34 protein-coding genes are annotated in these 24128 nt (G+C 55.6%); all 34 read left to right on the top strand.

Translation table 11 applies throughout. From position 1 onward, the window contains the following. Positions 1-64 precede the first annotated feature (64 nt). Positions 65-4264 (top strand): DNA-directed RNA polymerase subunit beta', encoded by a 4200-nt coding sequence (rpoC, locus tag HG264_RS15115; protein WP_169408395.1) that lies wholly within the window; start codon positions 65-67, stop codon positions 4262-4264. A gap of 144 nt (positions 4265-4408) precedes the next feature. Continuing rightward, positions 4409-4780, top strand: a complete 372-nt coding sequence (gene rpsL / locus HG264_RS15120; protein ID WP_022964798.1) for a 30S ribosomal protein S12 — start codon at positions 4409-4411, stop codon at positions 4778-4780. 99 nt (positions 4781-4879) lie between these two features. Beyond that, the gene (rpsG, locus tag HG264_RS15125; protein ID WP_150302404.1) at positions 4880-5353 is read left to right on the top strand and encodes a 30S ribosomal protein S7; all 474 of its coding nucleotides are present in this window, start codon (positions 4880-4882) and stop codon (positions 5351-5353) included. An 18-nt stretch (positions 5354-5371) separates the two neighbouring features. Then, complete coding sequence (gene fusA / locus HG264_RS15130) at positions 5372-7474, top strand: elongation factor G (protein ID WP_169408396.1); 2103 nt, start codon at positions 5372-5374, stop codon at positions 7472-7474. 34 nt (positions 7475-7508) lie between these two features. Beyond that, positions 7509-8702 (top strand): elongation factor Tu, encoded by a 1194-nt coding sequence (gene tuf / locus HG264_RS15135; RefSeq protein ID WP_169408397.1) that lies wholly within the window; start codon positions 7509-7511, stop codon positions 8700-8702. A gap of 159 nt (positions 8703-8861) precedes the next feature. Next, entirely contained in the window at positions 8862-9173 is a 312-nt protein-coding gene (gene rpsJ / locus HG264_RS15140; RefSeq protein WP_028614853.1) for a 30S ribosomal protein S10, read from the top strand. A 92-nt stretch (positions 9174-9265) separates the two neighbouring features. Next, on the top strand, positions 9266-9904 hold the full coding sequence (gene rplC / locus HG264_RS15145) for a 50S ribosomal protein L3 (RefSeq protein WP_150302311.1): 639 nt from the start codon (positions 9266-9268) through the stop codon (positions 9902-9904). Positions 9905-9916: 12 nt separating this feature from the next. Further along, on the top strand, positions 9917-10519 hold the full coding sequence (gene rplD / locus HG264_RS15150) for a 50S ribosomal protein L4 (protein WP_169408398.1): 603 nt from the start codon (positions 9917-9919) through the stop codon (positions 10517-10519). Continuing rightward, positions 10516-10812: a 50S ribosomal protein L23 gene (gene rplW, locus HG264_RS15155; RefSeq protein ID WP_150302313.1), complete on the top strand. Its 297-nt coding sequence runs from the start codon at positions 10516-10518 to the stop codon at positions 10810-10812. Before rplD ends, rplW begins: the two co-directional genes overlap by 4 nt. A 15-nt stretch (positions 10813-10827) precedes the next feature. Beyond that, the gene (rplB, locus tag HG264_RS15160; protein WP_150302314.1) at positions 10828-11652 is read left to right on the top strand and encodes a 50S ribosomal protein L2; all 825 of its coding nucleotides are present in this window, start codon (positions 10828-10830) and stop codon (positions 11650-11652) included. Between the two features lie 17 nt (positions 11653-11669). Then, complete coding sequence (gene rpsS, locus HG264_RS15165; protein WP_169408399.1) at positions 11670-11945, top strand: 30S ribosomal protein S19; 276 nt, start codon at positions 11670-11672, stop codon at positions 11943-11945. A gap of 11 nt (positions 11946-11956) precedes the next feature. Beyond that, the gene (gene rplV, locus HG264_RS15170; RefSeq protein ID WP_169408400.1) at positions 11957-12289 is read left to right on the top strand and encodes a 50S ribosomal protein L22; all 333 of its coding nucleotides are present in this window, start codon (positions 11957-11959) and stop codon (positions 12287-12289) included. A 9-nt stretch (positions 12290-12298) separates the two neighbouring features. Beyond that, positions 12299-12979 (top strand): 30S ribosomal protein S3, encoded by a 681-nt coding sequence (gene rpsC / locus HG264_RS15175; protein ID WP_169408401.1) that lies wholly within the window; start codon positions 12299-12301, stop codon positions 12977-12979. 11 nt (positions 12980-12990) lie between these two features. Then, positions 12991-13404 carry a 50S ribosomal protein L16 gene (rplP, locus tag HG264_RS15180; RefSeq protein WP_150302318.1) on the top strand — a complete coding sequence of 138 codons (414 nt, stop codon included), beginning with the start codon at positions 12991-12993 and terminating at the stop codon, positions 13402-13404. Continuing rightward, positions 13404-13595, top strand: coding sequence for a 50S ribosomal protein L29 (rpmC, locus tag HG264_RS15185; RefSeq protein ID WP_150302319.1), 192 nt, complete (start codon positions 13404-13406; stop codon positions 13593-13595). Before rplP ends, rpmC begins: the two co-directional genes overlap by 1 nt. Before the next feature lie 2 nt (positions 13596-13597). Next, the gene (gene rpsQ / locus HG264_RS15190; protein ID WP_150302320.1) at positions 13598-13861 is read left to right on the top strand and encodes a 30S ribosomal protein S17; all 264 of its coding nucleotides are present in this window, start codon (positions 13598-13600) and stop codon (positions 13859-13861) included. Positions 13862-13903: 42 nt separating this feature from the next. Continuing rightward, on the top strand, positions 13904-14272 hold the full coding sequence (gene rplN, locus HG264_RS15195) for a 50S ribosomal protein L14 (RefSeq protein ID WP_083728633.1): 369 nt from the start codon (positions 13904-13906) through the stop codon (positions 14270-14272). An 11-nt stretch (positions 14273-14283) separates the two neighbouring features. Further along, positions 14284-14598, top strand: coding sequence for a 50S ribosomal protein L24 (gene rplX, locus HG264_RS15200; protein WP_169408402.1), 315 nt, complete (start codon positions 14284-14286; stop codon positions 14596-14598). 17 nt (positions 14599-14615) lie between these two features. Next, positions 14616-15155 carry a 50S ribosomal protein L5 gene (rplE, locus tag HG264_RS15205; RefSeq protein ID WP_169408403.1) on the top strand — a complete coding sequence of 180 codons (540 nt, stop codon included), beginning with the start codon at positions 14616-14618 and terminating at the stop codon, positions 15153-15155. 10 nt (positions 15156-15165) lie between these two features. Beyond that, on the top strand, positions 15166-15471 hold the full coding sequence (rpsN, locus tag HG264_RS15210) for a 30S ribosomal protein S14 (RefSeq protein WP_169408404.1): 306 nt from the start codon (positions 15166-15168) through the stop codon (positions 15469-15471). A 39-nt stretch (positions 15472-15510) separates the two neighbouring features. Further along, entirely contained in the window at positions 15511-15903 is a 393-nt protein-coding gene (gene rpsH, locus HG264_RS15215; RefSeq protein WP_169408405.1) for a 30S ribosomal protein S8, read from the top strand. Positions 15904-15915: 12 nt separating this feature from the next. After that, positions 15916-16446, top strand: a complete 531-nt coding sequence (gene rplF / locus HG264_RS15220; RefSeq protein ID WP_169408406.1) for a 50S ribosomal protein L6 — start codon at positions 15916-15918, stop codon at positions 16444-16446. A gap of 11 nt (positions 16447-16457) precedes the next feature. Then, the gene (gene rplR, locus HG264_RS15225) at positions 16458-16808 is read left to right on the top strand and encodes a 50S ribosomal protein L18 (protein ID WP_169408407.1); all 351 of its coding nucleotides are present in this window, start codon (positions 16458-16460) and stop codon (positions 16806-16808) included. A 10-nt stretch (positions 16809-16818) separates the two neighbouring features. Then, positions 16819-17322: a 30S ribosomal protein S5 gene (rpsE, locus tag HG264_RS15230; protein ID WP_169408408.1), complete on the top strand. Its 504-nt coding sequence runs from the start codon at positions 16819-16821 to the stop codon at positions 17320-17322. A gap of 6 nt (positions 17323-17328) precedes the next feature. Then, positions 17329-17511 (top strand): 50S ribosomal protein L30, encoded by a 183-nt coding sequence (rpmD, locus tag HG264_RS15235; RefSeq protein WP_169408409.1) that lies wholly within the window; start codon positions 17329-17331, stop codon positions 17509-17511. A gap of 3 nt (positions 17512-17514) precedes the next feature. Beyond that, complete coding sequence (gene rplO, locus HG264_RS15240) at positions 17515-17949, top strand: 50S ribosomal protein L15 (protein ID WP_169408410.1); 435 nt, start codon at positions 17515-17517, stop codon at positions 17947-17949. Further along, positions 17950-19278 (top strand): preprotein translocase subunit SecY, encoded by a 1329-nt coding sequence (secY, locus tag HG264_RS15245; RefSeq protein WP_150302330.1) that lies wholly within the window; start codon positions 17950-17952, stop codon positions 19276-19278. 26 nt (positions 19279-19304) lie between these two features. Further along, positions 19305-19421: a 50S ribosomal protein L36 gene (gene rpmJ, locus HG264_RS15250; RefSeq protein WP_084672050.1), complete on the top strand. Its 117-nt coding sequence runs from the start codon at positions 19305-19307 to the stop codon at positions 19419-19421. A 175-nt stretch (positions 19422-19596) separates the two neighbouring features. Further along, entirely contained in the window at positions 19597-19953 is a 357-nt protein-coding gene (gene rpsM / locus HG264_RS15255; RefSeq protein ID WP_150302331.1) for a 30S ribosomal protein S13, read from the top strand. Between the two features lie 20 nt (positions 19954-19973). Further along, positions 19974-20363 carry a 30S ribosomal protein S11 gene (gene rpsK / locus HG264_RS15260; protein ID WP_022962893.1) on the top strand — a complete coding sequence of 130 codons (390 nt, stop codon included), beginning with the start codon at positions 19974-19976 and terminating at the stop codon, positions 20361-20363. A 13-nt stretch (positions 20364-20376) separates the two neighbouring features. After that, the gene (rpsD, locus tag HG264_RS15265) at positions 20377-20997 is read left to right on the top strand and encodes a 30S ribosomal protein S4 (RefSeq protein WP_169408411.1); all 621 of its coding nucleotides are present in this window, start codon (positions 20377-20379) and stop codon (positions 20995-20997) included. A gap of 25 nt (positions 20998-21022) precedes the next feature. Next, positions 21023-22024, top strand: a complete 1002-nt coding sequence (gene rpoA, locus HG264_RS15270; RefSeq protein WP_150302333.1) for a DNA-directed RNA polymerase subunit alpha — start codon at positions 21023-21025, stop codon at positions 22022-22024. 26 nt (positions 22025-22050) lie between these two features. Continuing rightward, a complete protein-coding gene (gene rplQ, locus HG264_RS15275; protein ID WP_169408412.1) occupies positions 22051-22434 on the top strand; it encodes a 50S ribosomal protein L17 in 384 nt (127 codons plus the stop codon). A gap of 187 nt (positions 22435-22621) precedes the next feature. Continuing rightward, positions 22622-24082, top strand: coding sequence for a catalase (locus HG264_RS15280; RefSeq protein ID WP_169408413.1), 1461 nt, complete (start codon positions 22622-22624; stop codon positions 24080-24082). Positions 24083-24128: the final 46 nt, after the last annotated feature.

The following is a 24128-nucleotide window of genomic DNA, read 5'->3' on the forward strand; positions in this document are numbered from 1 at the left end:
CGGGTTGCCCACGTCTCGGGCGGAGAAGTGCTCCGCCCTCGAGACACTGCGAGGAGTATAGGCCTTGAAAGACTTACTGAACCTGCTCAAGTCCCAGGGACAGATTGAAGAGTTCGATTCCATCCGGATCGGCTTGGCATCGCCGGAGATGATCCGGTCCTGGTCATACGGCGAGGTTAAAAAGCCGGAAACCATCAACTACCGTACGTTCAAGCCTGAGCGTGACGGCCTTTTCTGCGCCAAGATCTTTGGCCCGGTGAAGGACTACGAGTGCCTGTGCGGAAAGTACAAGCGGCTCAAGCATCGTGGTGTCATTTGTGAAAAGTGTGGCGTAGAAGTCGCTTTGGCCAAGGTGCGTCGTGAGCGCATGGGTCACATTGAACTGGCATCGCCCGTTGCGCATATCTGGTTCCTGAAATCGCTGCCGTCCCGTATCGGCCTGCTGCTGGACATGACCCTGCGCGATATCGAGCGCGTACTCTATTTCGAGAGCTATGTGGTTATCGAGCCGGGCATGACCACCCTTGAAAAAGGGCAGCTGCTGAATGACGAGCAGTATTTCGAAGCGCTCGAAGAGTTTGGCGATGACTTCGATGCCCGCATGGGTGCCGAAGCGGTCTTCCAATTGCTGACTGCAATGGATCTGGAGCACGAGATTGCCCGCCTGCGCGAGGAAATCCCGCAAACCACATCCGAGACCAAGATCAAGAAACTGTCCAAGCGGCTGAAGTTGATGGAAGCCTTCGACGGCTCCGGCAACAAGCCTGAGTGGATGGTCCTGACTGTTCTTCCCGTGCTGCCGCCGGACCTGCGTCCTCTGGTTCCGCTGGATGGTGGCCGCTTCGCGACCTCCGACCTGAACGATCTGTATCGCCGCGTGATCAACCGTAACAACCGTCTGAAGCGTCTGCTGGACCTGTCGGCGCCGGACATCATCGTGCGCAACGAAAAGCGCATGCTGCAGGAGTCGGTTGATGCGCTGCTGGACAACGGTCGTCGCGGCCGGGCTATCACCGGTACCAACAAGCGTCCGCTGAAATCCCTTGCCGATATGATCAAGGGCAAGCAGGGTCGTTTCCGTCAGAACCTGCTTGGCAAGCGCGTGGACTACTCCGGTCGTTCCGTGATCGTGGTAGGTCCGACCCTGCGCTTGCACCAGTGCGGTCTGCCCAAGAAGATGGCCCTCGAGCTGTTCAAGCCATTCATTTTCGGCAAGCTCGAGCATCGTGGTCTGGCGACCACCATCAAAGCCGCGAAGAAGATGGTCGAGCGCGAACTGCCTGAGGTCTGGGATATCCTCGCCGAGGTTATCCGCGAGCACCCGGTACTGCTGAACCGCGCGCCGACCCTGCACCGTCTGGGCATCCAGGCTTTCGAGCCCGTCCTGATCGAAGGCAAGGCAATCCAGCTGCATCCGCTGGTGTGTGCTGCGTATAACGCCGACTTCGACGGCGACCAGATGGCTGTGCACGTACCGCTGACCCTTGAGGCTCAGCTGGAAGCGCGCGCCCTGATGATGTCGACCAACAACATCCTGTCCCCGGCCAGCGGTGACCCAATCATCGTGCCGTCTCAGGACGTGGTACTGGGTCTTTATTACATGACTCGCTCGCGCATCAACGCGAAGGGCGAGGGCATGCGGTTTGCCGATGTGAACGAAGTAGAGATGGCATACCGTAGCGGCCAGGTCGAGCTGCATGCCATGGTCAAGGTGCGTATCAGCGAGACCATCAAGCACAAGGACGAAAGCTGGACGACTGAAACGCGCATCGTGGATACCACGGTCGGTCGCGCGCTGTTGTTCCAGATTCTGCCGAAAGGCCTTCCGTTCGAGCTCTGCGATCAGCCGTTGAAGAAGAAGGCGATTTCCAAGCTGATCAACCAGTGCTATCGGGTTGTCGGCTTGAAAGAAACCGTCATTTTCGCTGACCAGTTGATGTATACCGGTTTCGCCTATTCGACTATCTCCGGCGCATCCATCGGCGTGAATGACTTTGTCATTCCGGATGAGAAGGCACGGATCATCGATGAGGCCACCGAAGAAGTTAAGGAAATCGAAGATCAGTATGCTTCCGGTCTGGTAACCCAGGGCGAGAAGTACAACAAGGTCATCGACTTGTGGTCCAAGGCCAACGATGAAATTTCCAAGGCCATGATGGACAACCTGAAGTCGTCGATGGTTACCGATCGCGAGGGTAACGAGGTCGAGCAGGAATCGTTCAATTCGATGTACATGATGGCTGACTCAGGCGCTCGGGGTTCCCCGGCTCAGATCCGTCAGCTGGCCGGTATGCGGGGTCTGATGGCTAAGCCGGATGGCTCCATCATCGAGACGCCGATTACCGCCAACTTCCGTGAAGGTCTGAACGTACTCCAGTACTTCATCTCCACGCACGGTGCGCGTAAGGGTCTGGCGGATACCGCACTGAAGACTGCGAACTCCGGTTATCTGACCCGCCGTCTGGTCGACGTAGCCCAGGATCTGGTTATCACTGAAACCGACTGTGGCACCGATCAGGGTCTCCTGATGGCGCCGCATATTGAAGGCGGCGACATCGTTGAGCCGCTGGGTGAGCGCGTACTGGGCCGTACTATCGCCCGTGACGTGGTTCGCCCCGGAACTGAAGAAACCATCGTGCCTGCCGGCACCTTGATCGACGAACAGTGGGTCGAGTTCCTCGAGCAGAACAGTGTCGACGAAGTGATCGTACGTTCGCCCATCGCCTGTGAAACGCGTTACGGCGTATGCCGTACCTGTTACGGCCGCGATCTGGCGCGTGGACACCTGATCAACATTGGTGAGGCGGTCGGTGTTATCGCAGCTCAGTCGATCGGTGAGCCCGGTACCCAGTTGACCATGCGTACGTTCCACATTGGTGGTGCGGCTAGCCGGACCTCTGCTGCGGACAGTGTCCAGGTCAAGAATGGCGGTACCGTTCGTCTGCACAACCTGAAGCACGTAGAGCGGGCTGACGGCGTGCTGGTTGCGGTATCGCGTTCGGGCGAGCTGGCAGTAGCGGATGAATTTGGCCGTGAACGCGAGCGTTACAAGCTACCTTATGGTGCCTTCATCAACATCAAGGAAGGTGACCAGGTTGAGGCAGGGCGCATCGTCGCCAAGTGGGATCCGCACACTCACCCCATCGTTACGGAGATCAGCGGTACTGTCGCCTTCTTCGGCATGGACGAGAACATCACTATCAAGCGTCAGACCGACGAGCTGACCGGCCTGACCAATATTGAAGTGATGGATCCGAAGGACCGCCCGGCGTCTGGCAAGGACATCCGTCCGACCATCAAACTGGTCGACGAGAATGGCAAGGAACTGATGCTGCCTGGCACTGATGTGCCGGCACAGTACTTCCTGCCGCCGAACGCCTTGGTCAACCTGACCGACGGCGCCAAGGTGAACGTGGGCGACGTTGTTGCACGTATTCCGCAGGAAACGTCCAAGACCCGCGACATCACCGGTGGTCTGCCGCGGGTTGCCGACCTGTTTGAAGCGCGTCGTCCGAAGGAGCCTTCGATCCTGGCCGAAACCAGTGGCACCATTTCGTTCGGTAAGGAAACCAAAGGCAAGCGTCGTTTGGTCATTACGCCTACTGACGGAAGCGATCCGTACGAGGAGCTGATTCCGAAGTGGCGTCACCTGAACGTGTTTGAAGGTGAGCAGGTTACCAAGGGCGAGGTTATCTCCGATGGACCGAGCAACCCGCATGACATCCTGCGTCTTCTGGGTGTCAGTGCGCTGGCCAAGTACATCGTTAACGAGATCCAGGACGTGTACCGCCTGCAGGGTGTGAAGATCAACGATAAGCACATCGAAGTAACCATTCGTCAGATGTTGCGTAAGGTTGAAATCACCGAGTCCGGCGATTCGAGCTTCATCAAAGGTGACCAGGTCGAGCTGACTCAGGTTCTGGAAGCGAACGAGGCATTGATTGCTCAGGATAAGTTCCCCGCCAAATACGCGCGCGTACTGCTGGGTATTACCAAGGCATCGCTGTCAACCGAGTCGTTTATCTCTGCTGCCTCCTTCCAGGAGACAACCCGCGTACTGACTGAGGCTGCCGTCACTGGCAAGAGCGATCATCTGCGTGGTCTGAAGGAAAACGTGGTTGTCGGTCGTTTGATTCCAGCCGGTACTGGTCTGGCGTATCACGCTGAGCGTAAGCGTCAGCGCCAGGTCGATAAGCCGGTCAAGGTAAGCGCCAGTGAAGTTGAACAGGCACTTTCCGACGCGTTGAACTCGAGCGGCAACTAACAAGTGTCCCGGCGCCTCAGGCGCCGGGACCTTGACGCTAAGGGGTGCGCTCTATAGAATTCCGTACCCCTAAAATTGGCGGGGCATCTTGTCCTGCCATTTTTTATTAAATATGTCCCAGAGACATCAGTGGAGTTTTGCTAGATGGCAACAATCAACCAGCTGGTTCGCAAGCCGCGCAAGCGCGTTGCTGAAAAAAGCGACGTGCCAGCGCTGCAGAACTGTCCGCAGCGTCGTGGAGTATGTACTCGCGTATATACCACCACGCCGAAGAAGCCGAACTCGGCTCTGCGTAAGGTCTGCCGTGTCCGTTTGACCAATGGCTACGAAGTTTCTTCGTACATCGGTGGTGAAGGTCACAACCTGCAGGAACACAGCGTCGTGCTGATCCGCGGCGGCCGTGTAAAAGACTTGCCGGGTGTGCGTTATCACACCGTTCGCGGTTCGCTGGACACCTCGGGTGTCAAGGATCGTCGTCAGGGTCGTTCGAAGTACGGCGCCAAGCGTCCTAAGTAAATTTTGATTTCATTTATCCTGAGTCGATAAGAGTAAGGTCGGGTGTAACGCTAACGTTATGATCCCGGGCTAACCTGAAGACCGTTTTGAGGGCTTATCATGCCAAGACGTCGTGTAGCGGCAAAACGTGAGATCCTGCCTGAACCTAAGTACGGCAGCCAGATTCTCGCGAAATTCATGAACCACGTAATGGAAAGCGGCAAGAAAGCTGTCGCTGAGCGCATCGTGTACGGGGCACTGGACAAGGTCAAGGATCGCACCAAGACCGACGATCCGGTAGACCTGTTCGAGCGCGCGCTGGATGCCATCGCACCGTTGGTTGAAGTTAAATCCCGTCGCGTAGGTGGTGCTACCTACCAGGTTCCGGTTGAAGTGCGTCCCTCCCGTCGCAACGCTCTGGCGATGCGCTGGTTGGTCGATGCTGCCCGGAAGCGTGGCGAAAAATCCATGGCACTGCGCCTGGCCGGCGAACTGGTCGATGCCTCTGAAGGCAAAGGCGCTGCGGTCAAGAAGCGTGAAGATGTGCACCGTATGGCTGAAGCCAACAAGGCCTTCTCTCACTACCGCTTCTAAACGACTCAGGAGAATACCGTGGCTCGTACAACACCGCTTAATCTTTACCGTAATATCGGTATCTGCGCGCACGTCGATGCGGGCAAGACAACCACCACGGAACGGATTCTTTTTTACACCGGCGTCAACCACAAGATGGGTGAGACGCATGACGGTGCCAGTACAACTGACTGGATGGCTCAGGAGCAGGAGCGTGGTATTACCATTACTTCTGCTGCGGTAACAGCTTTCTGGCAGGGTTCTGAGAAGCAATACCAGAAGCACCGTGTGAATATCATCGACACCCCCGGTCACGTGGATTTCACCATTGAGGTGGAACGTTCACTGCGCGTTCTGGATGGTGCTGTCGTGGTTTTCTGCGGCACCTCTGGTGTTGAGCCCCAGTCCGAAACCGTATGGCGTCAAGCCAACAAGTACGGTGTTCCGCGTATCGTTTACGTGAACAAGATGGACCGTCAGGGCGCCAACTTCCTGCGTGTCGTGGAACAGATCAAGAAGCGTCTGGGTCATACCCCGGTGCCGATTCAGCTTGCTATTGGTTCTGAAGAGAATTTCATCGGCCAGGTCGATTTGCTTCGCATGAAGGCGATCTACTGGAATGAAGACGACATGGGCATGACCATGCGTGAGGAAGAAATTCCTGCCGAGATGCTTGACGAAGCCAAGAAGTTCCGCGAACAGATGATCGAGGCGGCAGCTGAAGCCAACGAAGAGCTGATGAACAAGTACCTGGAAGGCGGCGAGTTGACTGACGAGGAAATCAAGGCCGGTCTGCGTCAGCGCACGCTTGCCAGTGAGATTGTTCCGGCTGTCTGCGGCTCATCTTTCAAGAACAAGGGTGTGCCCCTGGTTCTTGACGCCGTGATCGACTTCCTGCCTGCTCCCGATGAGGTGGCTGCGATCAAGGGTGTTCATCCCGATGACGACGAGAAAACTGACGTGCGTCACTCCGGTGACGAAGAGCCTTTCTCTGCTCTGGCTTTCAAGATTGCTACTGACCCCTTCGTTGGTACGCTGACCTTCGTACGTGTCTACTCGGGCGTTCTGAGCTCGGGCGACTCTGTTATGAACTCGGTTAAGGGCAAGAAGGAGCGCGTTGGTCGTATGGTCCAGATGAAGGCCAACCAGCGTGACGAGATCAAGGAAGTCCGTGCGGGCGACATCGCGGCATTGATCGGCATGAAGGACGTCACCACTGGTGACACCTTGTGCGATATCGAGAATCCAATCGTTCTTGAGCGCATGGAATTCCCTGAGCCGGTGATCTCGGTTGCGGTAGAGCCGAAGACCAAGGCTGACCAGGAGAAGATGGGTATCGCACTGGGCAAACTTGCTCAGGAAGATCCTTCATTCCGCGTTCGCACTGATGAAGAATCAGGCCAGACCATCATCTCCGGTATGGGCGAGCTGCACCTGGACATCCTGGTCGACCGCATGAAGCGCGAATTCAATGTTGAAGCCAACATTGGTAAGCCGCAGGTTGCTTATCGCGAAGCGATCCGCAACAAGTGCGAGATCGAGGGCAAGTTTGTCCGTCAGTCTGGTGGTCGTGGTCAGTACGGTCACGTATGGATTCGCTTCGAGCCGTCCGAAGAAGCAGGCGATGGCCTGATCTTCGTCAACGAAACCGTTGGCGGCTCTGTCCCGCGCGAATATATCCCTGCGGTGAACAAGGGGATCGAAGAGCAGATGAAAAACGGTATTCTTGCCGGTTATCCGCTGCTCAACCTGAAAGCAACCCTTTATGATGGTTCCTATCATGATGTCGACTCGAACGAAATGGCGTTCAAGGTCGCAGCATCCATGGCAACCAAGCAGTTGGCCCAGAAGGGTGGTGCGGTTCTGCTCGAGCCGATCATGAAGGTAGAAGTTGTCACCCCGGAAGATTACATGGGTGACGTTATGGGCGACTTGAACCGTCGTCGCGGTCTCGTACAGGGTATGGAAGATTCCCCTTCCGGTAAGGTTATCCGCGCTGAGGTTCCGCTTGGTGAGATGTTCGGCTACGCCACGGATGTTCGTTCCATGTCCCAGGGGCGTGCGAGCTACTCCATGGAGTTTTCGAAGTACGCCGAGGCCCCAAACAACATCGCCGAAGCAATCATCAAGAAGCAAGGCTAACTTGCACCTAAGCTAATTACAGAGGTTATGAACCGTGGCTAAAGAGAAATTTGAACGTAAAAAACCGCACCTCAACGTCGGCACTATCGGCCACGTTGACCATGGCAAAACCACACTGACCGCAGCACTGACTCGCGTTTGTGCTGAGGCCTACGGCGGAGCCGCCCGTGGTTTCGACCAGATCGATAACGCGCCGGAAGAAAAGGCTCGCGGTATCACCATCAACACCTCGCACGTAGAATACGATTCCCCGACTCGTCACTACGCGCACGTTGACTGCCCTGGTCACGCTGACTATGTGAAGAACATGATCACCGGTGCTGCCCAGATGGACGGCGCTATCCTGGTTTGTTCCGCAGCTGACGGCCCGATGCCGCAGACTCGTGAGCACATCCTGTTGTCCCGTCAGGTTGGCGTTCCTTACATCGTCGTGTTCCTGAACAAGGCTGACATGGTCGATGACGAAGAGCTGCTTGAGCTGGTCGAAATGGAAGTCCGCGATCTGCTGAGCGCCTACGATTTCCCTGGCGACGACACACCGATCATCATCGGCTCCGCGCTGATGGCACTGAACGGCGAAGACGGCAACGAAATGGGTACTTCTGCCGTACGTAAGCTGGTTGAGACTCTGGATGCCTACATCCCTGAGCCTGAGCGTGCCATCGACAAGCCGTTCCTGATGCCGATCGAAGACGTGTTCTCCATTTCCGGTCGCGGTACTGTTGTGACTGGTCGTGTTGAGCGCGGCATCATCAAGGTCCAGGAAGAAGTTGAAATCGTCGGCATCAAGGACACTGTCAAGACTACCTGTACGGGTGTCGAGATGTTCCGCAAGCTGCTGGACGAAGGTCGCGCTGGTGAGAACGTTGGTGTTCTGCTGCGTGGTACCAAGCGTGAAGACGTTGAGCGTGGTCAGGTTCTGGCCAAGCCGGGTACCATCAAGCCGCACACCCAGTTCGAAGCTGAAGTGTACATTCTGGGCAAGGACGAAGGCGGCCGTCACACTCCGTTCTTCAAGGGCTATCGTCCGCAGTTCTACTTCCGTACAACTGACGTGACTGGTTCCTGCGAATTGCCGGAAGGTGTTGAAATGGTAATGCCGGGCGACAACGTCAAGTTGGTTGTTACCCTGATCGCTCCGATCGCCATGGAAGACGGTCTGCGCTTCGCTATTCGCGAAGGCGGGCGTACCGTTGGTGCCGGTGTGGTTGCCAAGATTATCGCCTGATAATCTGAAGCCATAAACAAAAGCCCCCGTTCAACGGGGGCTTTTGTATTTTGGTTGACACTGGGTAGGCGCGTCAGTAGAATTGCGCCTCCCTTGGATGGGCCTACCCGCGAGTTTGGGGTGTGCTCTGAAGAATTGAAGCTTGGAGTTTCTGGTCAAATGCAGAACCAACAGATTCGTATTCGGTTGAAGGCTTTTGACCACCGCCTGATAGATCAATCAACCCAGGAAATCGTGGATACCGCGAAACGTACTGGGGCTCAGGTCCGTGGTCCGATACCTTTGCCGACGCGCAAAGAGCGTTTTACAGTGCTGGTTTCCCCGCACGTCAATAAAGATGCCCGTGATCAGTACGAGATCCGCACCCATAAAAGGGTTCTGGATATCGTTCAGCCTACCGACAAGACTGTCGATGCGCTGATGAAGCTGGACCTGGCAGCTGGCGTTGAGGTTCAAATCAGCCTCGGCTGATAGCCCCACACGACGGGGGCTATAAGTCGTGCAACGCCCTGAAATGGGCGGCCATAGCGGGTAATAGCCCCGTGCACTCATGAGGTTACAAGATGACTATTGGTTTAGTCGGCCGGAAATGCGGTATGACCCGCGTTTTCACTGAAGATGGCGTTTCCATTCCGGTTACGGTTGTAGAAGTAGAGCCGAACCGCATCACCCAGGTAAAATCCCTCGATTCGGATGGCTATCAAGCTGTTCAGATCACCGTGGGCGAGCGTCGCGCCAAGCGCGTCAGCAAGCCGATGGCAGGACACTTTGCCAAGGCAAACACCGCAGCAGGTCGTCAGGTATGCGAATTCCGTCTGGAAGGCGATACCGAGTACCAGGCTGGGGCTGAAATTACTGTCAGCATTTTTGAAGCGGGCCAGAAGGTCGATGTCACCGGTCAGTCCAAGGGTAAGGGCTTTGCCGGTACGATCAAGCGCTGGAACTTCCGTGGACAAGACGCTACTCACGGCAACTCCGTATCCCACCGCGTACCAGGTTCCATTGGCCAATGCCAAACTCCGGGCCGTGTATTCAAGGGCAAAAAGATGGCCGGGCACATGGGCGCTGAACAAGTGACCGTGCAGACCCTGGAAATCGTACGCGTTGACGCCGAACGTAACCTACTGCTCATCAAGGGCGCGGTACCTGGCGCACCCGGCAGCGACGTTGTCGTCCGCCCGGCTGTCAAGGCCAAGGGTTAAGGGGGAGTTACCATGAATTTGAATGTAGCTGGTGCAAACGCGATCGAAGTTTCCGATCTGACCTTTGCCACAGAATTTAACGAGACTCTGGTTCACCAAGCCGTTGTCGCCTTTATGGCTGGTGGTCGTCAGGGTACCAAGCAGCAAAAGACACGTTCCGACGTTTCCGGTGGTGGCAAGAAGCCGTTCCGCCAGAAAGGTACAGGCCGTGCCCGTGCTGGTACTATCCGCAGCCCGATCTGGCGCGGGGGCGGTACCACTTTCGCTGCACGTCCGCAGAATCACGAGCAGAAGCTGAACCGTAAGATGTACCGCGGTGCTTTGCGCTCCATTCTGTCCGAGCTGGTTCGTCTTGAGCGCCTGGTGGTAGTTGAGGATTTTTCCGTTGATGCGCCGAAGACCAAAACACTGGTCGGCAAGCTCAAGGATCTGAACCTGGACAACGTGCTGATCGTTACTGACAGTCTTGATTCCAACCTGTATCTCGCTGCGCGCAACCTGCCGCATGTTGATGTACGCGATGTTCAAGGTTCGGATCCGGTCAGCCTGATCGCTTACGACAAGGTACTGATTACCGTACCTGCTGTTAAGAAGTTCGAGGAGATGCTGGGATGAACCAAGAGCGCATTTTCAAAGTACTGCTTGGCCCGCATGTATCCGAGAAGGCTACCGTGCTGGCTGACAGCAAGAACCAGTTCGTGTTCAAGGTGGAAAACACCGCGACCAAGCTGGAAATCAAAAAGGCTGTTGAGCAACTGTTCAACGTCAAGGTCAAGACCGTTTCGACCTTGAATGTCAAAGGCAAGACCAAGCGAACCGTACGCGGCCTCGGCAAACGTAATGACTGGAAAAAGGCCTATGTAAGCCTTCAGCCCGGTCAAGACATCGATTTTGCCAGCGCTGAATAAGTTAAGGGGTACATCATGGCAATTGTAAAATGTAAACCTACTTCCGCTGGCCGCCGCTTCGTTGTCAAGGTCGTGAACGCTGACCTGCACAAAGGTGCTCCGTATGCGCCTTTGCTAGAGAAGCAAGGCAAGTCAGGTGGTCGTAACAATAATGGCCGTATCACCACGCGTCATCGTGGGGGCGGTCACAAGCAGCACTACCGTATGGTTGATTTTCGTCGCAACAAGGATGGCATTCCTGCTGTCGTTGAGCGTATCGAATATGATCCAAACCGTACCGCTCATATTGCTCTGCTCAAGTATGCCGACGGCGAGCGCCGCTACATCATCGCCCCCAAAGGCGTGACTGCCGGTGATCAGCTGGTATCGGGTGCCGAGGCGCCGATCAAGCCGGGTAATACGCTGCCGCTGCGCAACATTCCAGTGGGTAGCACTATCCACGCGATCGAACTGAAGCCAGGTAAAGGCGCTCAGGTAGCTCGCAGTGCCGGTGCTTCCGTTCAGCTGGTTGCGCGTGAAGGCGCATATGTAACTGTGCGTCTGCGTTCCGGCGAGATGCGCAAGGTGCTTGGTGAGTGCCGTGCAACCATGGGCGAAGTGTCCAATGGTGAGCACAGTCTGCGTTCCCTGGGTAAGGCTGGTGCCAAGCGCTGGCGCGGTGTTCGTCCGACCGTTCGTGGTGTTGCCATGAACCCGGTTGATCACCCGCACGGTGGTGGTGAAGGCCGGACATCCGGTGGTCGTCATCCGGTGTCGCCATGGGGCTTCCCGACCAAGGGTGCCAAGACTCGGTCAAACAAGCGGACTGACAAGATGATTGTCCGTCGTCGCAGCAAGTAATTAGAGGGGAAACGACAGTGCCGCGTTCTCTGAAGAAAGGACCTTTTATCGATCTTCACCTGTTAAAGAAGATCGAAGTTGCAGTTGAAAAGAACGATCGCAAGCCAGTCAAGACCTGGTCGCGCCGTTCGATGATTCTGCCGCAGATGGTTGGTTTGACCATCGCAGTACATAACGGTCGTCAACATGTGCCGGTAATCATTTCCGAAGACATGGTCGGTCACAAGTTAGGCGAATTCTCTGCTACGCGTACCTACCGTGGTCACGCAGCAGACAAGAAAGCCAAGCGCTAAGGGGTTAGAAGATGGAAGTAGCCGCTAGTCATAAAGGCGCCCGACTCTCTGCCCAGAAAGCGCGCTTGGTCGCTGACCAGATCCGCGGGAAGAAAGTCGAAGAGGCCCTGAATCTGCTGACTTTCAGCAACAAAAAGGCCGCTGAAGTCATCAAGAAAGTGCTCGAGTCGGCTATTGCCAACGCTGAGCACAACGATGGCGCGGACGTGGATGACCTGAAGGTCTCCACCGTGTTTGTCAACGAAGGTCGCTCTCTGAAGCGCATCATGCCACGTGCCAAAGGCCGTGCTGATCGCATCGTAAAGCGGTCTTGCCACATCACGGTCAAGGTTGCTGACAAGTAGGAGTCGATCATGGGTCAGAAAGTACATCCGACGGGCATTCGCCTCGGTATTGTTAAACAGCACACTTCGGTGTGGTATGCAGATGGCCGCACATACGCGGATTATCTGAACACTGATCTGAAAGTACGCGAGTACGTTCAGAAGAAGCTGAAAAGCGCTTCGGTCAGCCGCGTTGAGATTCAGCGTCCGGCTCAAACCGCCAAGATCACCATTCACACAGCCCGTCCGGGCATCGTGATTGGCAAGAAGGGCGAGGATGTCGAGAAGCTGCGCCAGGAGCTGACACAGCAAATGGGCGTGCCGGTGCATATCAACATCGAAGAGATCCGCAAGCCGGAACTCGACGCTGCCCTGGTAGCACAGAGCGTTGCTCAGCAGCTGGAACGCCGTGTGATGTTCCGTCGTGCTATGAAGCGCGCCGTACAGAACGCGATGCGTATTGGTGCCAAGGGTATCAAGATCCAGGTTGGTGGCCGCCTCGGCGGTGCCGAAATCGCCCGGAGCGAATGGTACCGTGAAGGCCGTGTGCCGTTGCACACTCTGCGTGCCGACATCGACTACGCAACGTATGAAGCCCACACCACATACGGTGTGATCGGTGTGAAGGTTTGGATTTTCAAGGGTGAGATCATTGGTGGTCAGCCTGAAGAAACCAAAACCGTCGCGACCAAGAAAAAAGCTGCTAAGTAAGGGGTACGCACATGTTACAACCCAAGCGTACGAAGTTCCGCAAGCAGATGACCGGCCACAACCGTGGCCTGGCGCATCGCGGTAGTAAAGTGAGCTTTGGCGAATTTGGACTCAAGGCCGTCGGCCGCGGTCGTCTGACTGCCCGTCAGATTGAAGCCGCTCGTCGTGCCCTGACTCGTCATGTTAAGCGTGGCGGTAAAATCTGGATCCGTGTCTTCCCGGATAAGCCGATTTCCAAGAAGCCTTTGGAAGTGCGGATGGGTAAAGGTAAGGGTAACGTCGAGTACTGGGTAGCCCAGATCAAGCCTGGCAAGGTCCTGTATGAGATTGAAGGTGTTTCCGAAGAGCTGGCGCGCGAGGCATTTACTCTTGCCGCTGCCAAGCTGCCTCTCGCTACCACCTTTGTTAAGCGGACGGTGATGTAATGAAAGCGACAGAACTTCGTGAAAAATCTGCCGAGCAGCTCAACGAGCAGCTGCTCACCCTGCTGCGTGACCAGTTCAATCTGCGCATGCAGAAGGCAACCGGTCAACTCGGTCAGAGCCACCTGCTGAAGCAGGCCAAGCGTGACATCGCTCGAGTCAAGACCGTGCTCAACCAGAAAGGTGGTAAGTGATCATGGCCGAGACCAATACAGTTCGTACCGTTACTGGCCGTGTGGTCAGCAACAAGATGGAAAAGACCGTCACTGTGCTCATCGAGCGCCAGGTAAAGCATCCGCTGTACGGTAAGTACGTGCGCCGCTCTACCAAGCTGCACGCACATGACGAGAACAACGAATGCCGCATCGGTGATCTGGTAACTATTCGGGAAACCCGTCCCTTGGCCAAAACCAAGAACTGGACCCTGGTACAGGTCGACGAGCGCGCGGCGCAAGTTTAAGCCCGCGCTTCTTGGCGGAATTTTCAAGGGTCGGAGAAAGTTATGATTCAGACTCAATCCATGCTGGATGTGGCTGACAACAGTGGTGCACGTCGCGTTATGTGTATCAAGGTTCTGGGCGGTTCTCACCGCCGCTACGCTGGCATTGGCGATATCATCAAAGTGACCGTGAAGGAAGCGATTCCCCGCGGCAAAGTAAAGAAAGGCCAGGTGCTCAATGCGGTCATCGTGCGTACCCGACACGGTGTACGCCGTACAGACGGTTCGCTGATCCGTTTTGATGGCAACGCAGCCGTTCTGCTCAACACCAAGAATGAGCCGATCGGTACCCGCATCTTTGGGCCAGTGACGCGTGAACTGCGCAATGAGCAGTTCATGAAGATCGTATCCCTCGCGCCCGAAGTGCTGTAAGGAGCCCGGTCATGCAAAAGATCAAACGTGACGACGACGTAATCGTCATCGCCGGTAAAGATAAAGGTAAGCGCGGCAAGGTCCTCAAGGTCCTGGCTGACTCTCGCCTGGTAATTTCCGGCGTCAACATTATCAAGCGGCACACCAAGCCAAATCCCATGGCTGGTTCGCAAGGCGGTATCGTTGAGAAGGAGGCGCCCATCCACGTCTCCAACGTGGCAATCTTCAACGCCGAGACCAGCAAGGCCGACCGCGTCGGTTTCAAGGTCGAAGACGGTAAGAAGGTTCGTATTTTCAAGTCGACGCAAAAATCCGTCGACGCTTGAGAATCTAGGTGCTTACCATGGCAAGATTGAAAGAACACTACCGGACTACTCTCGTTCCCAAGCTCAAGGAAGAACTGGGCCTGCAGAACGTGATGGAAGTACCGAAGCTCACCAAGATTACCCTGAACATGGGCCTTGGCGAGGCAGTTGGCGACAAGAAGGTCATCGAAAACGCAATGGCTGACCTCGAAAAGATCACTGGCCGTAAAGGCATCGTGACCTATGCTCGCAAGTCTATCGCCGGTTTCAAGATTCGTGACGGCTGGCCGATCGGTGTCAAGGTTACCTTGCGCCGTGAACAGATGTACGAATTCCTGGATCGCCTGTTGGCTATTTCTCTGCCCCGCGTGCGCGATTTCCGTGGCCTGAACAGCAAGTCGTTCGACGGTCGTGGCAATTACAGCATGGGTGTCAAAGAGCAGATCATCTTCCCGGAAATCGATTACGACAAGATCGATGCCCTGCGTGGTCTGGACATTACTTTGACTACCACTGCGCGGACGGACGACGAAGGTCGTGCGCTGCTGCGTGCGTTCAACTTCCCGTTCCGTAACTAGGAGTCAGGTAATGGCAAAAGTCAGTATGAAGAACCGCGAGCTCAAGCGTGCTCGTACGGTTGCCAAGTTCGCTGCCAAGCGTGCTGAACTGAAAGCAATCGTTGGCAATCTGAACGCATCCGTTGAGGATCGTTGGAACGCCCAGATGGCACTACAAAAACTGCCGCGTGATGCCAGTCCTGTCCGCCAGCGTAACCGCTGCCGCATGACTGGTCGTCCACACGGCGTGTACCGCAAGTTCGGCTTGTCGCGCATCAAGTTGCGCGAAGCTGCGATGCGCGGTGATGTACCCGGTCTGGTTAAGGCCAGCTGGTAATCCAGACCTCAATTACTCAGTTTCAGGAGCAGAAAGCCCATGAGTATGCAGGACCCGTTAGCAGATATGCTGACCCGCATCCGTAATGCCCAGATGGCTGAAAAGTCCAGTGTCAGCATGCCTGCGGCAAAGCTGAAGGTGGCTGTCGCCAAAGTACTTAAAGAAGAAGGCTATGTTGCCGGTTACGAAGTACAGGGCGATTCCAAGCCTGTGCTGTCGATCGACCTCAAGTACTTCGAAGGCAAGCCGGTTATTGAAGATCTCAAGCGCATCAGCCGTCCAGGCCTGCGTCAGTACAAGTCCGTTGACCAGATTCCAAAGGTCAAGGGTGGACTGGGTGTATCGATCGTCTCCACCAATAAGGGTGTTATGACTGATCGCGCCGCTCGCGCAGCCGGTATCGGCGGCGAAGTTCTTTGCACCGTATTCTGATAGGGGGTTACGATGTCTCGCGTCGCTAAAGACCCTGTCAAATTACCGCAGGGCGTAGAAATAAAGCTGAACGGTCAGGAACTTTCAGTCAAGGGCGCCAAGGGCTCTCTGGATCTGAACCTCCACTCGACAGTAGAAGTTGTTCAGGAAGACGGCGTATTGAAGTTCAATGCGCGTCCTGGCAGCCCAAACATGGCCATGGCCGGCACGACTCGTGCTCTGGTACAAAACATGGTTACCGGTGTCACCCAAGGTTTCGAGCGCAAACTGCAGCTGGTTGGTGTGGGTTACAAGGCACAGGCCAAGGGTCAGACTCTGTCCCTGGCGCTGGGCTATTCCCACCCGATCGACTATCAGCTGCCTGAAGGTGTTTCTGCGGAAACTCCGAGTCAGACTGACATCATTATCAAAGGTATCGACAAGCAACTGGTCGGTCAGGTAGCCGCGGAAATTCGTGATTTCCGTCGTCCCGAGCCTTACAAGGGCAAGGGTGTACGCTACTCCGATGAGGTCGTGCGTCGTAAAGAAGCCAAGAAGAAGTAGGGCATAGCAAAATGAGCGATAAAAAAGTTATCCGTCTCCGTCGCGCTCGCCGTTCGCGTCTCAAGCAGCGCGAGCTGGAAGCCGTACGTCTGTGCGTGTACCGTTCTTCGCAGCACATGTACGCGCAAGTGATCTCTGCCGACGGTTCAAAAGTACTGGCCAGCGCATCCACTCTGGATGCCAGCCTGCGCAACAGCGGCACTGGCAATGTCGAAGCCGCCAAGAAAGTCGGGCTCCTGGTAGCCGAGCGCGCCAAGGCCGCTGGGATTAGTCAGGTCTCCTTCGACCGTTCCGGCTTCAAGTATCATGGCCGCGTGAAAGCGCTGGCCGACGCCGCTCGTGAAGGCGGGCTGGAATTCTAAGGGTAGAGCTATGGCTAATTTCGAGCAGAAGCGCGACGAAGGTTATATCGAGAAACTGGTTCAGGTTAATCGCGTCGCCAAAGTAGTAAAAGGTGGCCGTATCTTCGCTTTCACCGCACTGACGGTGGTTGGCGACGGTAATGGTCGAGTGGGTTTCGGTCGCGGCAAGGCACGTGAAGTGCCTGCAGCGATCCAGAAAGCCATGGAAGCCGCACGTCGTAACATGATCCAGGTGGATCTGAATGGTTCGACTTTGCAGTATCCGGTCCGTGCTGCCCATGGCGCCTCCAAGGTGTTCATGCAGCCTGCTTCCGAAGGTACCGGCGTCATCGCCGGTGGCGCGATGCGTGCCGTCCTCGAAGCTGCCGGTGTGCATAACGTACTGGCCAAGTGTTACGGTTCCACTAACCCGGTTAACGTCGTCCAGGCCACATACAAGGGTCTGAAGTCGATGCAGTCTCCCGAGTCTGTAGCGGCCAAGCGCGGCAAGACCGTTGAAAACATCGTGGGGTAACCTGTAATGGCTAATGCAAAAATCAAAGTCACCTTGTACAAGAGTGCAATCGGTCGTCTGCCTAATCATAGAGCCTGCGTAAAGGGTCTGGGTCTGCGCCGTATCAATCACACCGTCGAGGTCGAAGATACCCCGTCTGTTCGTGGGATGATCAATCAGATCGCCTACATGGTCCGGGTTGAGGGTTAAGACATGAAACTGAATGATCTGCGTTCCGCGCCGGGTGCACGCCGTGAAAAGCTGCGCGTCGGCCGTGGTATCGGTAGCGGCCTGGGCAAGACGGCCGGCCGCGGCCACAAGGGTTTGACCTCGCGTTCGGGCGGCACCGTTGCTCCGGGCTTCGAGGGTGGTCAGCAGCCGCTGCATCGCCGTCTGCCGAAGTTTGGTTTTACTTCCAGAATCGCGATGGTCACCGCTGAAATCCGTACCAGTGAGCTTAACAAGCTGGACGTCGACGTGATTGACCTGCAGGCTTTGAAAGATGCCAACATCATTGGCAACAAATTTGTACGTGCCAAGGTCGTTCTTTCCGGTGATGTGACCAAAGCGGTCAACATCAAAGGGCTGATGGCCACCAAAGGTGCGCGTGCAGCGATCGAAGCAGCTGGCGGCAAGATCGAGGACTAAATGGCTAAGCAAGGCGCTCTCTCTGGAATGAAGCAAGGCGGCCTGACGGAACTGTGGGGGCGCTTGCGCTTCCTGTTCCTGGCGATCATCGTATACCGCATCGGGGCACACATACCTGTGCCTGGTATCAATCCTGATCGACTGGCTGACCTGTTCAGGCAGAACGAGGGAACCATACTTAGCCTGTTTAACATGTTCTCGGGTGGTGCCCTGGAGCGGATGAGTATCTTCGCTCTGGGCATCATGCCGTACATCTCTGCGTCGATTATCATGCAGCTGATGACGGCGGTTAGTCCGTCGCTGGAACAGTTGAAGAAAGAGGGTGAATCCGGGCGTCGCAAGATCAGCCAGTACACCCGTTATCTGACTCTGGTACTGGCATTCATCCAGGCGATCGGTATGTCCGTTGGTCTGGCCGGGCAGGGCGTGACGTTTGATACGGGGTTCAGCTTCTACTTTGTAGCGGTAACGACCTTCGTAGCGGGCGCCATGTTCATGATGTGGCTGGGCGAACAGATTACTGAGCGAGGTATCGGTAACGGTATCTCCATGCTGATTTTTGCCGGTATTGTTGCCGGGTTGCCAAGCGCTATCGGCCAATCATTCGAGGCGGCACGTCAGGGCGATATCAATATCTTCGCACTGATTGCGATCGCTTTGCTGGCAGTGGCAATGATTGCCTTCGTGGTGTTCGTTGAGCGCGGTCAGCGTCGGATTACTGTCAATTACGCCAAGCGCCAGCAGGGTCGCAAGGTGTTCGCTGCTCAGACCAGTCATTTGCCTCTCAAGGTCAACATGGCGGGTGTGATTCCAGCGATCTTTGCCAGCAGTATCCTGCTGTTCCCGGCATCTCTGGGAACCTGGTTCGGCCAGGGCGAAGGCATGGGTTGGCTGCAGGGTTTGTCGCAGGCAATCGCTCCAGGGCAGCCTTTGAATATCATTCTGTTTAGTGCGGGGATCATTTTCTTCTGCTTCTTCTACACAGCGTTGATGTTCAATCCCAAGGATGTGGCTGAAAACCTGAAAAAGTCTGGCGCGTTTATCCCCGGCATTCGTCCTGGCGAGCAATCAGCTCGTTATATCGACGGGGTGATGACTCGACTGACCATGTTTGGTGCCATGTACATGACTGCGGTGTGTTTGCTGCCGCAATTCCTGGTGGTATCGGCTAATGTTCCCTTCTACCTGGGTGGGACGTCACTGTTGATCGTTGTTGTTGTTGTGATGGACTTCATGTCCCAAGTACAATCGCACCTCGTTTCTCAGCAGTACGAGTCTCTTATGAAGAAATCGAACCTCAAAGGCTACGGCAGCGGCATGCTGCGCTGAGAATCTGAAGGTTCTAGGAGTCGGTTATGAAAGTTGCAGCATCAGTCAAGAAGCTTTGCCGTAACTGCAAATTGGTCCGTCGCAATGGTAGCGTCCGGGTCATTTGCAGTGCTGAGCCCCGTCACAAGCAGCGTCAAGGTTAATATTCCTTCCCGTTGATTGATGACTACGTCTCAGGATAACCGCCGCCCGGCCAGATAACTGGCTGGGCGGTTGATTTTTATTTTTGTTAGCGCTACCCTACTGCACCCTTTTTCACACACAGCTCGTGTTCGTTTTGGGTTGAGTCAGAGTAGCTGTCAGACGGAGTAAATTTGGATGGCCCGTATTGCAGGCGTCAACATCCCGGATAACAAGCATACTGTTATCTCATTGACCTATATCTTTGGTATCGGTCAGACCAAGGCACAACAGATCTGTGCCGCAACCGGTATTGCACCGGATGCAAAAATCAAGGATCTCAGCGAGGAGCAGGTTGATCTGCTACGCACCGAAGTGGGCAAGAGCAACACTGAAGGTGACCTGCGTCGTGCGATCAACATGAACGTAAAGCGTCTCATGGATCTGGGCTGCTATCGCGGTCTGCGCCACCGTCGGGGCCTTCCGGTCCGCGGCCAGCGCACAAAGACCAATGCGCGTACCCGTAAGGGCCCACGCAAGCCGATCCGTAAGTAATCGCGAAGGAAAATACAGATATGGCTAAGCCTGCTGCTCGTGTTCGTAAGAAAGTAAAAAAGACGGTGGTCGATGGGATTGCCCACATCCACGCGTCTTTCAATAACACCATCATCACCATCACCGACCGTCAGGGCAACGCTCTGAGCTGGGCGACTTCTGGTGGTTCCGGTTTCCGTGGTTCGCGTAAAAGCACACCTTTTGCTGCCCAGGTCGCAGCTGAGCGTGCTGGTCAGGCTGCTTTGGAATACGGTCTGAAAAACCTCGACGTTAATGTGAAGGGCCCAGGCCCGGGTCGTGAATCGGCTGTTCGTGCCCTGAACTCTTGTGGCTACAAGATCAGCGGCATCACCGATGTCACCCCCATCCCACATAACGGCTGTCGTCCGCCTAAAAAGCGCCGCGTGTAACCAGGAGACGGAAATGGCTAGATATATTGGTCCCAAATGTAAACTGTCTCGTCGCGAAGGCACCGATCTTTTCCTCAAGAGCGGTGTTCGCGCCCTTGACTCAAAGTGTAAGCTGGAAAGTCCTCCGGGCGTGCACGGCCAGCGTCGTGGCCGCTTGTCCGAGTACGGCACCCAGCTGCGTGAAAAGCAGAAAGTCCGTCGGATGTACGGCATCCTGGAGCGTCAATTCGCCAATTACTACAAGGAAGCTGCCCGTCTGAAGGGTGCGACCGGCGAAAACCTGCTGCAGTTGCTCGAACGTCGTCTGGATAACGTTGTTTATCGTATGGGCTTCGGTTCAACGCGTGCGGAAGCGCGTCAGCTGGTTTCGCACAAAGCGATCAGCGTCAACGGCAAGACCGTCAATGTTGCTTCGTTCCTGGTGTCTCCGGGTGACGTGGTTGCTGTTCGCGAAAAGGCAAAGAACCAACTGCGTATCAGCGGTTCTCTGGAACTTGCTGCACAGCGTGGTCAGTCCGATTGGCTTGAAGTTGATGCAGCCAAAAAGGAAGGTGTCTTCAAGGCCCTGCCTGCACGGAGTGACCTGTACGCCGACATCAACGAGAGTTTGATCGTCGAGCTTTACTCCAAGTAAGCGTCAGTAAGCAAAAGGTGCCCCCATGCAGAGTTCGGTTACCGAGTTTCTAACACCACGTCACATTGACGTACAGGAAAGCTCGCCTACGCGTGCCAAGATTACCCTTGAGCCGCTTGAGCGTGGTTTCGGCCATACCCTGGGCAATGCGCTGCGTCGCATTCTGCTCTCCTCCATGCCCGGTTGTGCCGTGGTAGAGGCGGAAATCGACGGCGTTTTGCATGAATACAGCGCCATCGAAGGCGTACAGGAAGATGTCATCGAGATCCTGCTCAACCTGAAAGGGTTGGCGATCAAGATGCACGGCCGTGATCACGTGACCCTGACCCTTTCCAAGAAAGGGCAGGGGCCGGTCACCGGCGCAGACATTCAGTTGGACCATGACGTAGAGATCGTTAACCCGGATCACGTCATTGCCAATATGTCTGACAATGGTGTCCTGAACATGAAGTTGACTGTGGCACGCGGTCGGGGCTATGAGCCCTCCGATGCTCGCCAGTCTGAAGACGATGAGAGCCGCTCGATCGGCCGCTTGCAGCTTGATGCTACCTATACCCCGGTTCGCCGTGTGGCTTATGTAGTGGAAAGCGCTCGTGTTGAGCAGCGTACCAACCTGGACAAACTGGTTATCGACCTGGAAACCAACGGTACGCTGGATCCCGAAGAAGCTATTCGCCGCGCTGCTACCATTCTTCAGCAGCAGCTGGCCGCTTTCGTTGACCTGAAAGGCGATCACGAACCAGTGATCGAACATCAGGAAGACGAAATCGATCCGATCCTGCTGCGCCCGGTTGATGATCTGGAGTTGACTGTACGTTCGGCCAACTGCCTGAAAGCAGAAAATATTTACTATATCGGCGATCTGATCCAGCGTACCGAAGTGGAATTGCTGAAGACCCCGAACCTGGGCAAGAAATCCCTGACCGAGATCAAGGATGTCCTGGCTTCACGTGGTCTGTCACTGGGTATGCGTCTGGACAACTGGCCGCCTGCAAGCTTGAAGAAGGACGACAAGGTTTCGGCCTGATCGTCTCGACACCGAGGAATTGAGAGATGCGTCATCGTAAAAGTGGTCGTCACCTGAATCGGACCAGCTCACACCGTAAGGCCATGTTTCAAAACATGGCGGTGTCGCTGTTCGAGAACGAACTGATCAAAACGACTCTGCCAAAGGCGAAGGAACTGCGCCGTGTGGCCGAGCCGCTGATCACCCTGGCTAAGGAAGACACCGTAGCCAATCGTCGTCTGGCATTTGACCGTACCCGTAGCAAGGAAGCGGTTGGTAAGCTGTTCAACGACCTGGGTAAGCGTTATGCCGAGCGTCCCGGTGGCTATGTCCGTATTCTCAAGTGCGGCTTCCGCGCTGGTGATGCGGCTCCCATGGCCTATGTGGAGCTGGTTGATCGTCCGGAGCTGAGCGCAGCTGCTGACGAGTAAGACCTGAAGCGTGTGAGAAAAGCCGGATCCTTGGATCCGGCTTTTTTTTGCCTAAATTTTTTCTATTAGCTGCGTTGATTTATGTCATTGGGGTCGCTGCGTTTGTTTACCTATCATCGCTCTCACGCAGAAGGGCGGAACACCGCACCGGACGCACCGAATGATGGACAGCCTCAGGAGTTTCCCCATGACAGACAAACCCAAACTCACCACCGTAGCCGGTGCTCCGGTTGCCGAGAATCAGAATTCAATGACAGCTGGGCCGCGCGGTCCGATGTTGCTGCAGGACGTCTGGTTCCTCGAGAAGCTTGCGCATTTTGATCGCGAGGTGATACCAGAGCGGCGGATGCATGCGAAAGGCTCAGGCGCTTTCGGCGAGTTTGTTGTTACCCACGACATCACGCGTTATACCAAGGCCCGTATTTTTTCTAGCGTAGGGAAGAGGACGCCAATGTTCGTGCGCTTCTCCACGGTCGCCGGGGAGCGCGGAGCTGCTGATGCGGAGCGGGACATCCGTGGCTTTGCCATGAAATTCTATACGGAGCAAGGAAATTGGGACCTGGTGGGTAACAATACGCCGGTTTTCTTTTTCCGGGATCCCCTGAAATTCCCCGATCTCAACCATGCGATCAAGCGCGATCCGCGCACCAACATGCGTAGCGCTAACAACAATTGGGACTTCTGGACCAGTCTGCCCGAAGCGCTGCATCAGATTACGTATGTCATGGGTGACCGGGGTATCCCTGCCTCTTATCGCCATATGCACGGCTTCGGGTCGCACACCTATAGCTTTATCAGTGCCGATAACCAGCGTTACTGGGTCAAGTTCCACTTCAAGACCCAGCAGGGTATCAAGAATCTCACCGATGAAGGGGCGGCTGCCATCGTCGCCGGTGACCGGGAAAGCTCGCAGCGCGACCTGTATGAAGCCATCGAGCGCAAGGACTTCCCGCGTTGGACAATGTACGTGCAAATCATGCCGGAGAAGGACGCCGCTACGGTGCCTTACCACCCCTTTGATCTGACCAAGGTATGGCCCAAGGGTGACTACCCCTTGATCGAGGTCGGCTATTTCGAGCTTAACCGTAACCCGGACAACTATTTTCAGGACGTCGAACAGGCAGCCTTTACTCCGGCCAACGTGGTGCCCGGCATCAGCTTCTCGCCAGACCGTATGCTGCAGGGCCGGCTGTTCTCTTACGGTGACGCACAGCGCTACCGTCTAGGGGTAAACCATCACCAGATCCCGGTCAACGCACCGCGTTGCCCGTTCCATAGCTACCACCGGGATGGCGCCATGCGGGTAGATGGTAACCAGGGCGGCCGCATTGCCTATGAGCCGAACAGCTATCAGGAATGGCAGGAGCAGCCTGACTTCAGCGAGCCGCCACTCGCCCTGGAAGGCGCTGCGGCGCGCTATGACTACCGCGCAGATGATGACGACTATTTCACTCAAGCGGGAAACCTGTTCCGTCTGATGTCACCGGAAGAACAGCAGCGTTTGTTTCAGAATACCGCGCGGGCCATGAATGGCGCCGATCGGCATATCATGGTTCGTCACGTCACTCACTGCTATAAGGCCGACCCGGCGTATGGACGAGGAGTCGCTGAGGCCTTGGCTCTGCCGATGTCAGAAGTGCCTGTGTAAAAGACGTTGAAGCGCTGAGATAAAAGAGGAGCCCGCGAATGCGGGC

Source organism: Pseudomonas sp. gcc21 (assembly GCF_012844345.1).
In the GTDB taxonomy this organism is placed as follows: domain Bacteria; phylum Pseudomonadota; class Gammaproteobacteria; order Pseudomonadales; family Pseudomonadaceae; genus Halopseudomonas.

What these genes read in the sequence shown, in the direction of transcription:
- rpsL (WP_022964798.1), top strand. Translation starts at nt 4,409, where the DNA reads ATGGCAACAATCAACCAGCTGGTTCGCAAGCCGCGCAAGCGCGTTGCT.
- rpsG (WP_150302404.1), top strand. Translation starts at nt 4,880, where the DNA reads ATGCCAAGACGTCGTGTAGCGGCAAAACGTGAGATCCTGCCTGAACCT.
- rpsJ (WP_028614853.1), top strand. Translation starts at nt 8,862, where the DNA reads ATGCAGAACCAACAGATTCGTATTCGGTTGAAGGCTTTTGACCACCGC.
- rplC (WP_150302311.1), top strand. Translation starts at nt 9,266, where the DNA reads ATGACTATTGGTTTAGTCGGCCGGAAATGCGGTATGACCCGCGTTTTC.
- rplD (WP_169408398.1), top strand. Translation starts at nt 9,917, where the DNA reads ATGAATTTGAATGTAGCTGGTGCAAACGCGATCGAAGTTTCCGATCTG.
- rplW (WP_150302313.1), top strand. Translation starts at nt 10,516, where the DNA reads ATGAACCAAGAGCGCATTTTCAAAGTACTGCTTGGCCCGCATGTATCC.
- rplB (WP_150302314.1), top strand. Translation starts at nt 10,828, where the DNA reads ATGGCAATTGTAAAATGTAAACCTACTTCCGCTGGCCGCCGCTTCGTT.
- rplV (WP_169408400.1), top strand. Translation starts at nt 11,957, where the DNA reads ATGGAAGTAGCCGCTAGTCATAAAGGCGCCCGACTCTCTGCCCAGAAA.
- rpsC (WP_169408401.1), top strand. Translation starts at nt 12,299, where the DNA reads ATGGGTCAGAAAGTACATCCGACGGGCATTCGCCTCGGTATTGTTAAA.
- rplP (WP_150302318.1), top strand. Translation starts at nt 12,991, where the DNA reads ATGTTACAACCCAAGCGTACGAAGTTCCGCAAGCAGATGACCGGCCAC.
- rpmC (WP_150302319.1), top strand. Translation starts at nt 13,404, where the DNA reads ATGAAAGCGACAGAACTTCGTGAAAAATCTGCCGAGCAGCTCAACGAG.
- rpsQ (WP_150302320.1), top strand. Translation starts at nt 13,598, where the DNA reads ATGGCCGAGACCAATACAGTTCGTACCGTTACTGGCCGTGTGGTCAGC.
- rplN (WP_083728633.1), top strand. Translation starts at nt 13,904, where the DNA reads ATGATTCAGACTCAATCCATGCTGGATGTGGCTGACAACAGTGGTGCA.
- rplX (WP_169408402.1), top strand. Translation starts at nt 14,284, where the DNA reads ATGCAAAAGATCAAACGTGACGACGACGTAATCGTCATCGCCGGTAAA.
- rplE (WP_169408403.1), top strand. Translation starts at nt 14,616, where the DNA reads ATGGCAAGATTGAAAGAACACTACCGGACTACTCTCGTTCCCAAGCTC.
- rpsN (WP_169408404.1), top strand. Translation starts at nt 15,166, where the DNA reads ATGGCAAAAGTCAGTATGAAGAACCGCGAGCTCAAGCGTGCTCGTACG.
- rpsH (WP_169408405.1), top strand. Translation starts at nt 15,511, where the DNA reads ATGAGTATGCAGGACCCGTTAGCAGATATGCTGACCCGCATCCGTAAT.
- rplF (WP_169408406.1), top strand. Translation starts at nt 15,916, where the DNA reads ATGTCTCGCGTCGCTAAAGACCCTGTCAAATTACCGCAGGGCGTAGAA.
- rplR (WP_169408407.1), top strand. Translation starts at nt 16,458, where the DNA reads ATGAGCGATAAAAAAGTTATCCGTCTCCGTCGCGCTCGCCGTTCGCGT.
- rpsE (WP_169408408.1), top strand. Translation starts at nt 16,819, where the DNA reads ATGGCTAATTTCGAGCAGAAGCGCGACGAAGGTTATATCGAGAAACTG.
- rpmD (WP_169408409.1), top strand. Translation starts at nt 17,329, where the DNA reads ATGGCTAATGCAAAAATCAAAGTCACCTTGTACAAGAGTGCAATCGGT.
- rplO (WP_169408410.1), top strand. Translation starts at nt 17,515, where the DNA reads ATGAAACTGAATGATCTGCGTTCCGCGCCGGGTGCACGCCGTGAAAAG.
- secY (WP_150302330.1), top strand. Translation starts at nt 17,950, where the DNA reads ATGGCTAAGCAAGGCGCTCTCTCTGGAATGAAGCAAGGCGGCCTGACG.
- rpmJ (WP_084672050.1), top strand. Translation starts at nt 19,305, where the DNA reads ATGAAAGTTGCAGCATCAGTCAAGAAGCTTTGCCGTAACTGCAAATTG.
- rpsM (WP_150302331.1), top strand. Translation starts at nt 19,597, where the DNA reads ATGGCCCGTATTGCAGGCGTCAACATCCCGGATAACAAGCATACTGTT.
- rpsK (WP_022962893.1), top strand. Translation starts at nt 19,974, where the DNA reads ATGGCTAAGCCTGCTGCTCGTGTTCGTAAGAAAGTAAAAAAGACGGTG.
- rpsD (WP_169408411.1), top strand. Translation starts at nt 20,377, where the DNA reads ATGGCTAGATATATTGGTCCCAAATGTAAACTGTCTCGTCGCGAAGGC.
- rpoA (WP_150302333.1), top strand. Translation starts at nt 21,023, where the DNA reads ATGCAGAGTTCGGTTACCGAGTTTCTAACACCACGTCACATTGACGTA.
- rplQ (WP_169408412.1), top strand. Translation starts at nt 22,051, where the DNA reads ATGCGTCATCGTAAAAGTGGTCGTCACCTGAATCGGACCAGCTCACAC.
- HG264_RS15280 (WP_169408413.1), top strand. Translation starts at nt 22,622, where the DNA reads ATGACAGACAAACCCAAACTCACCACCGTAGCCGGTGCTCCGGTTGCC.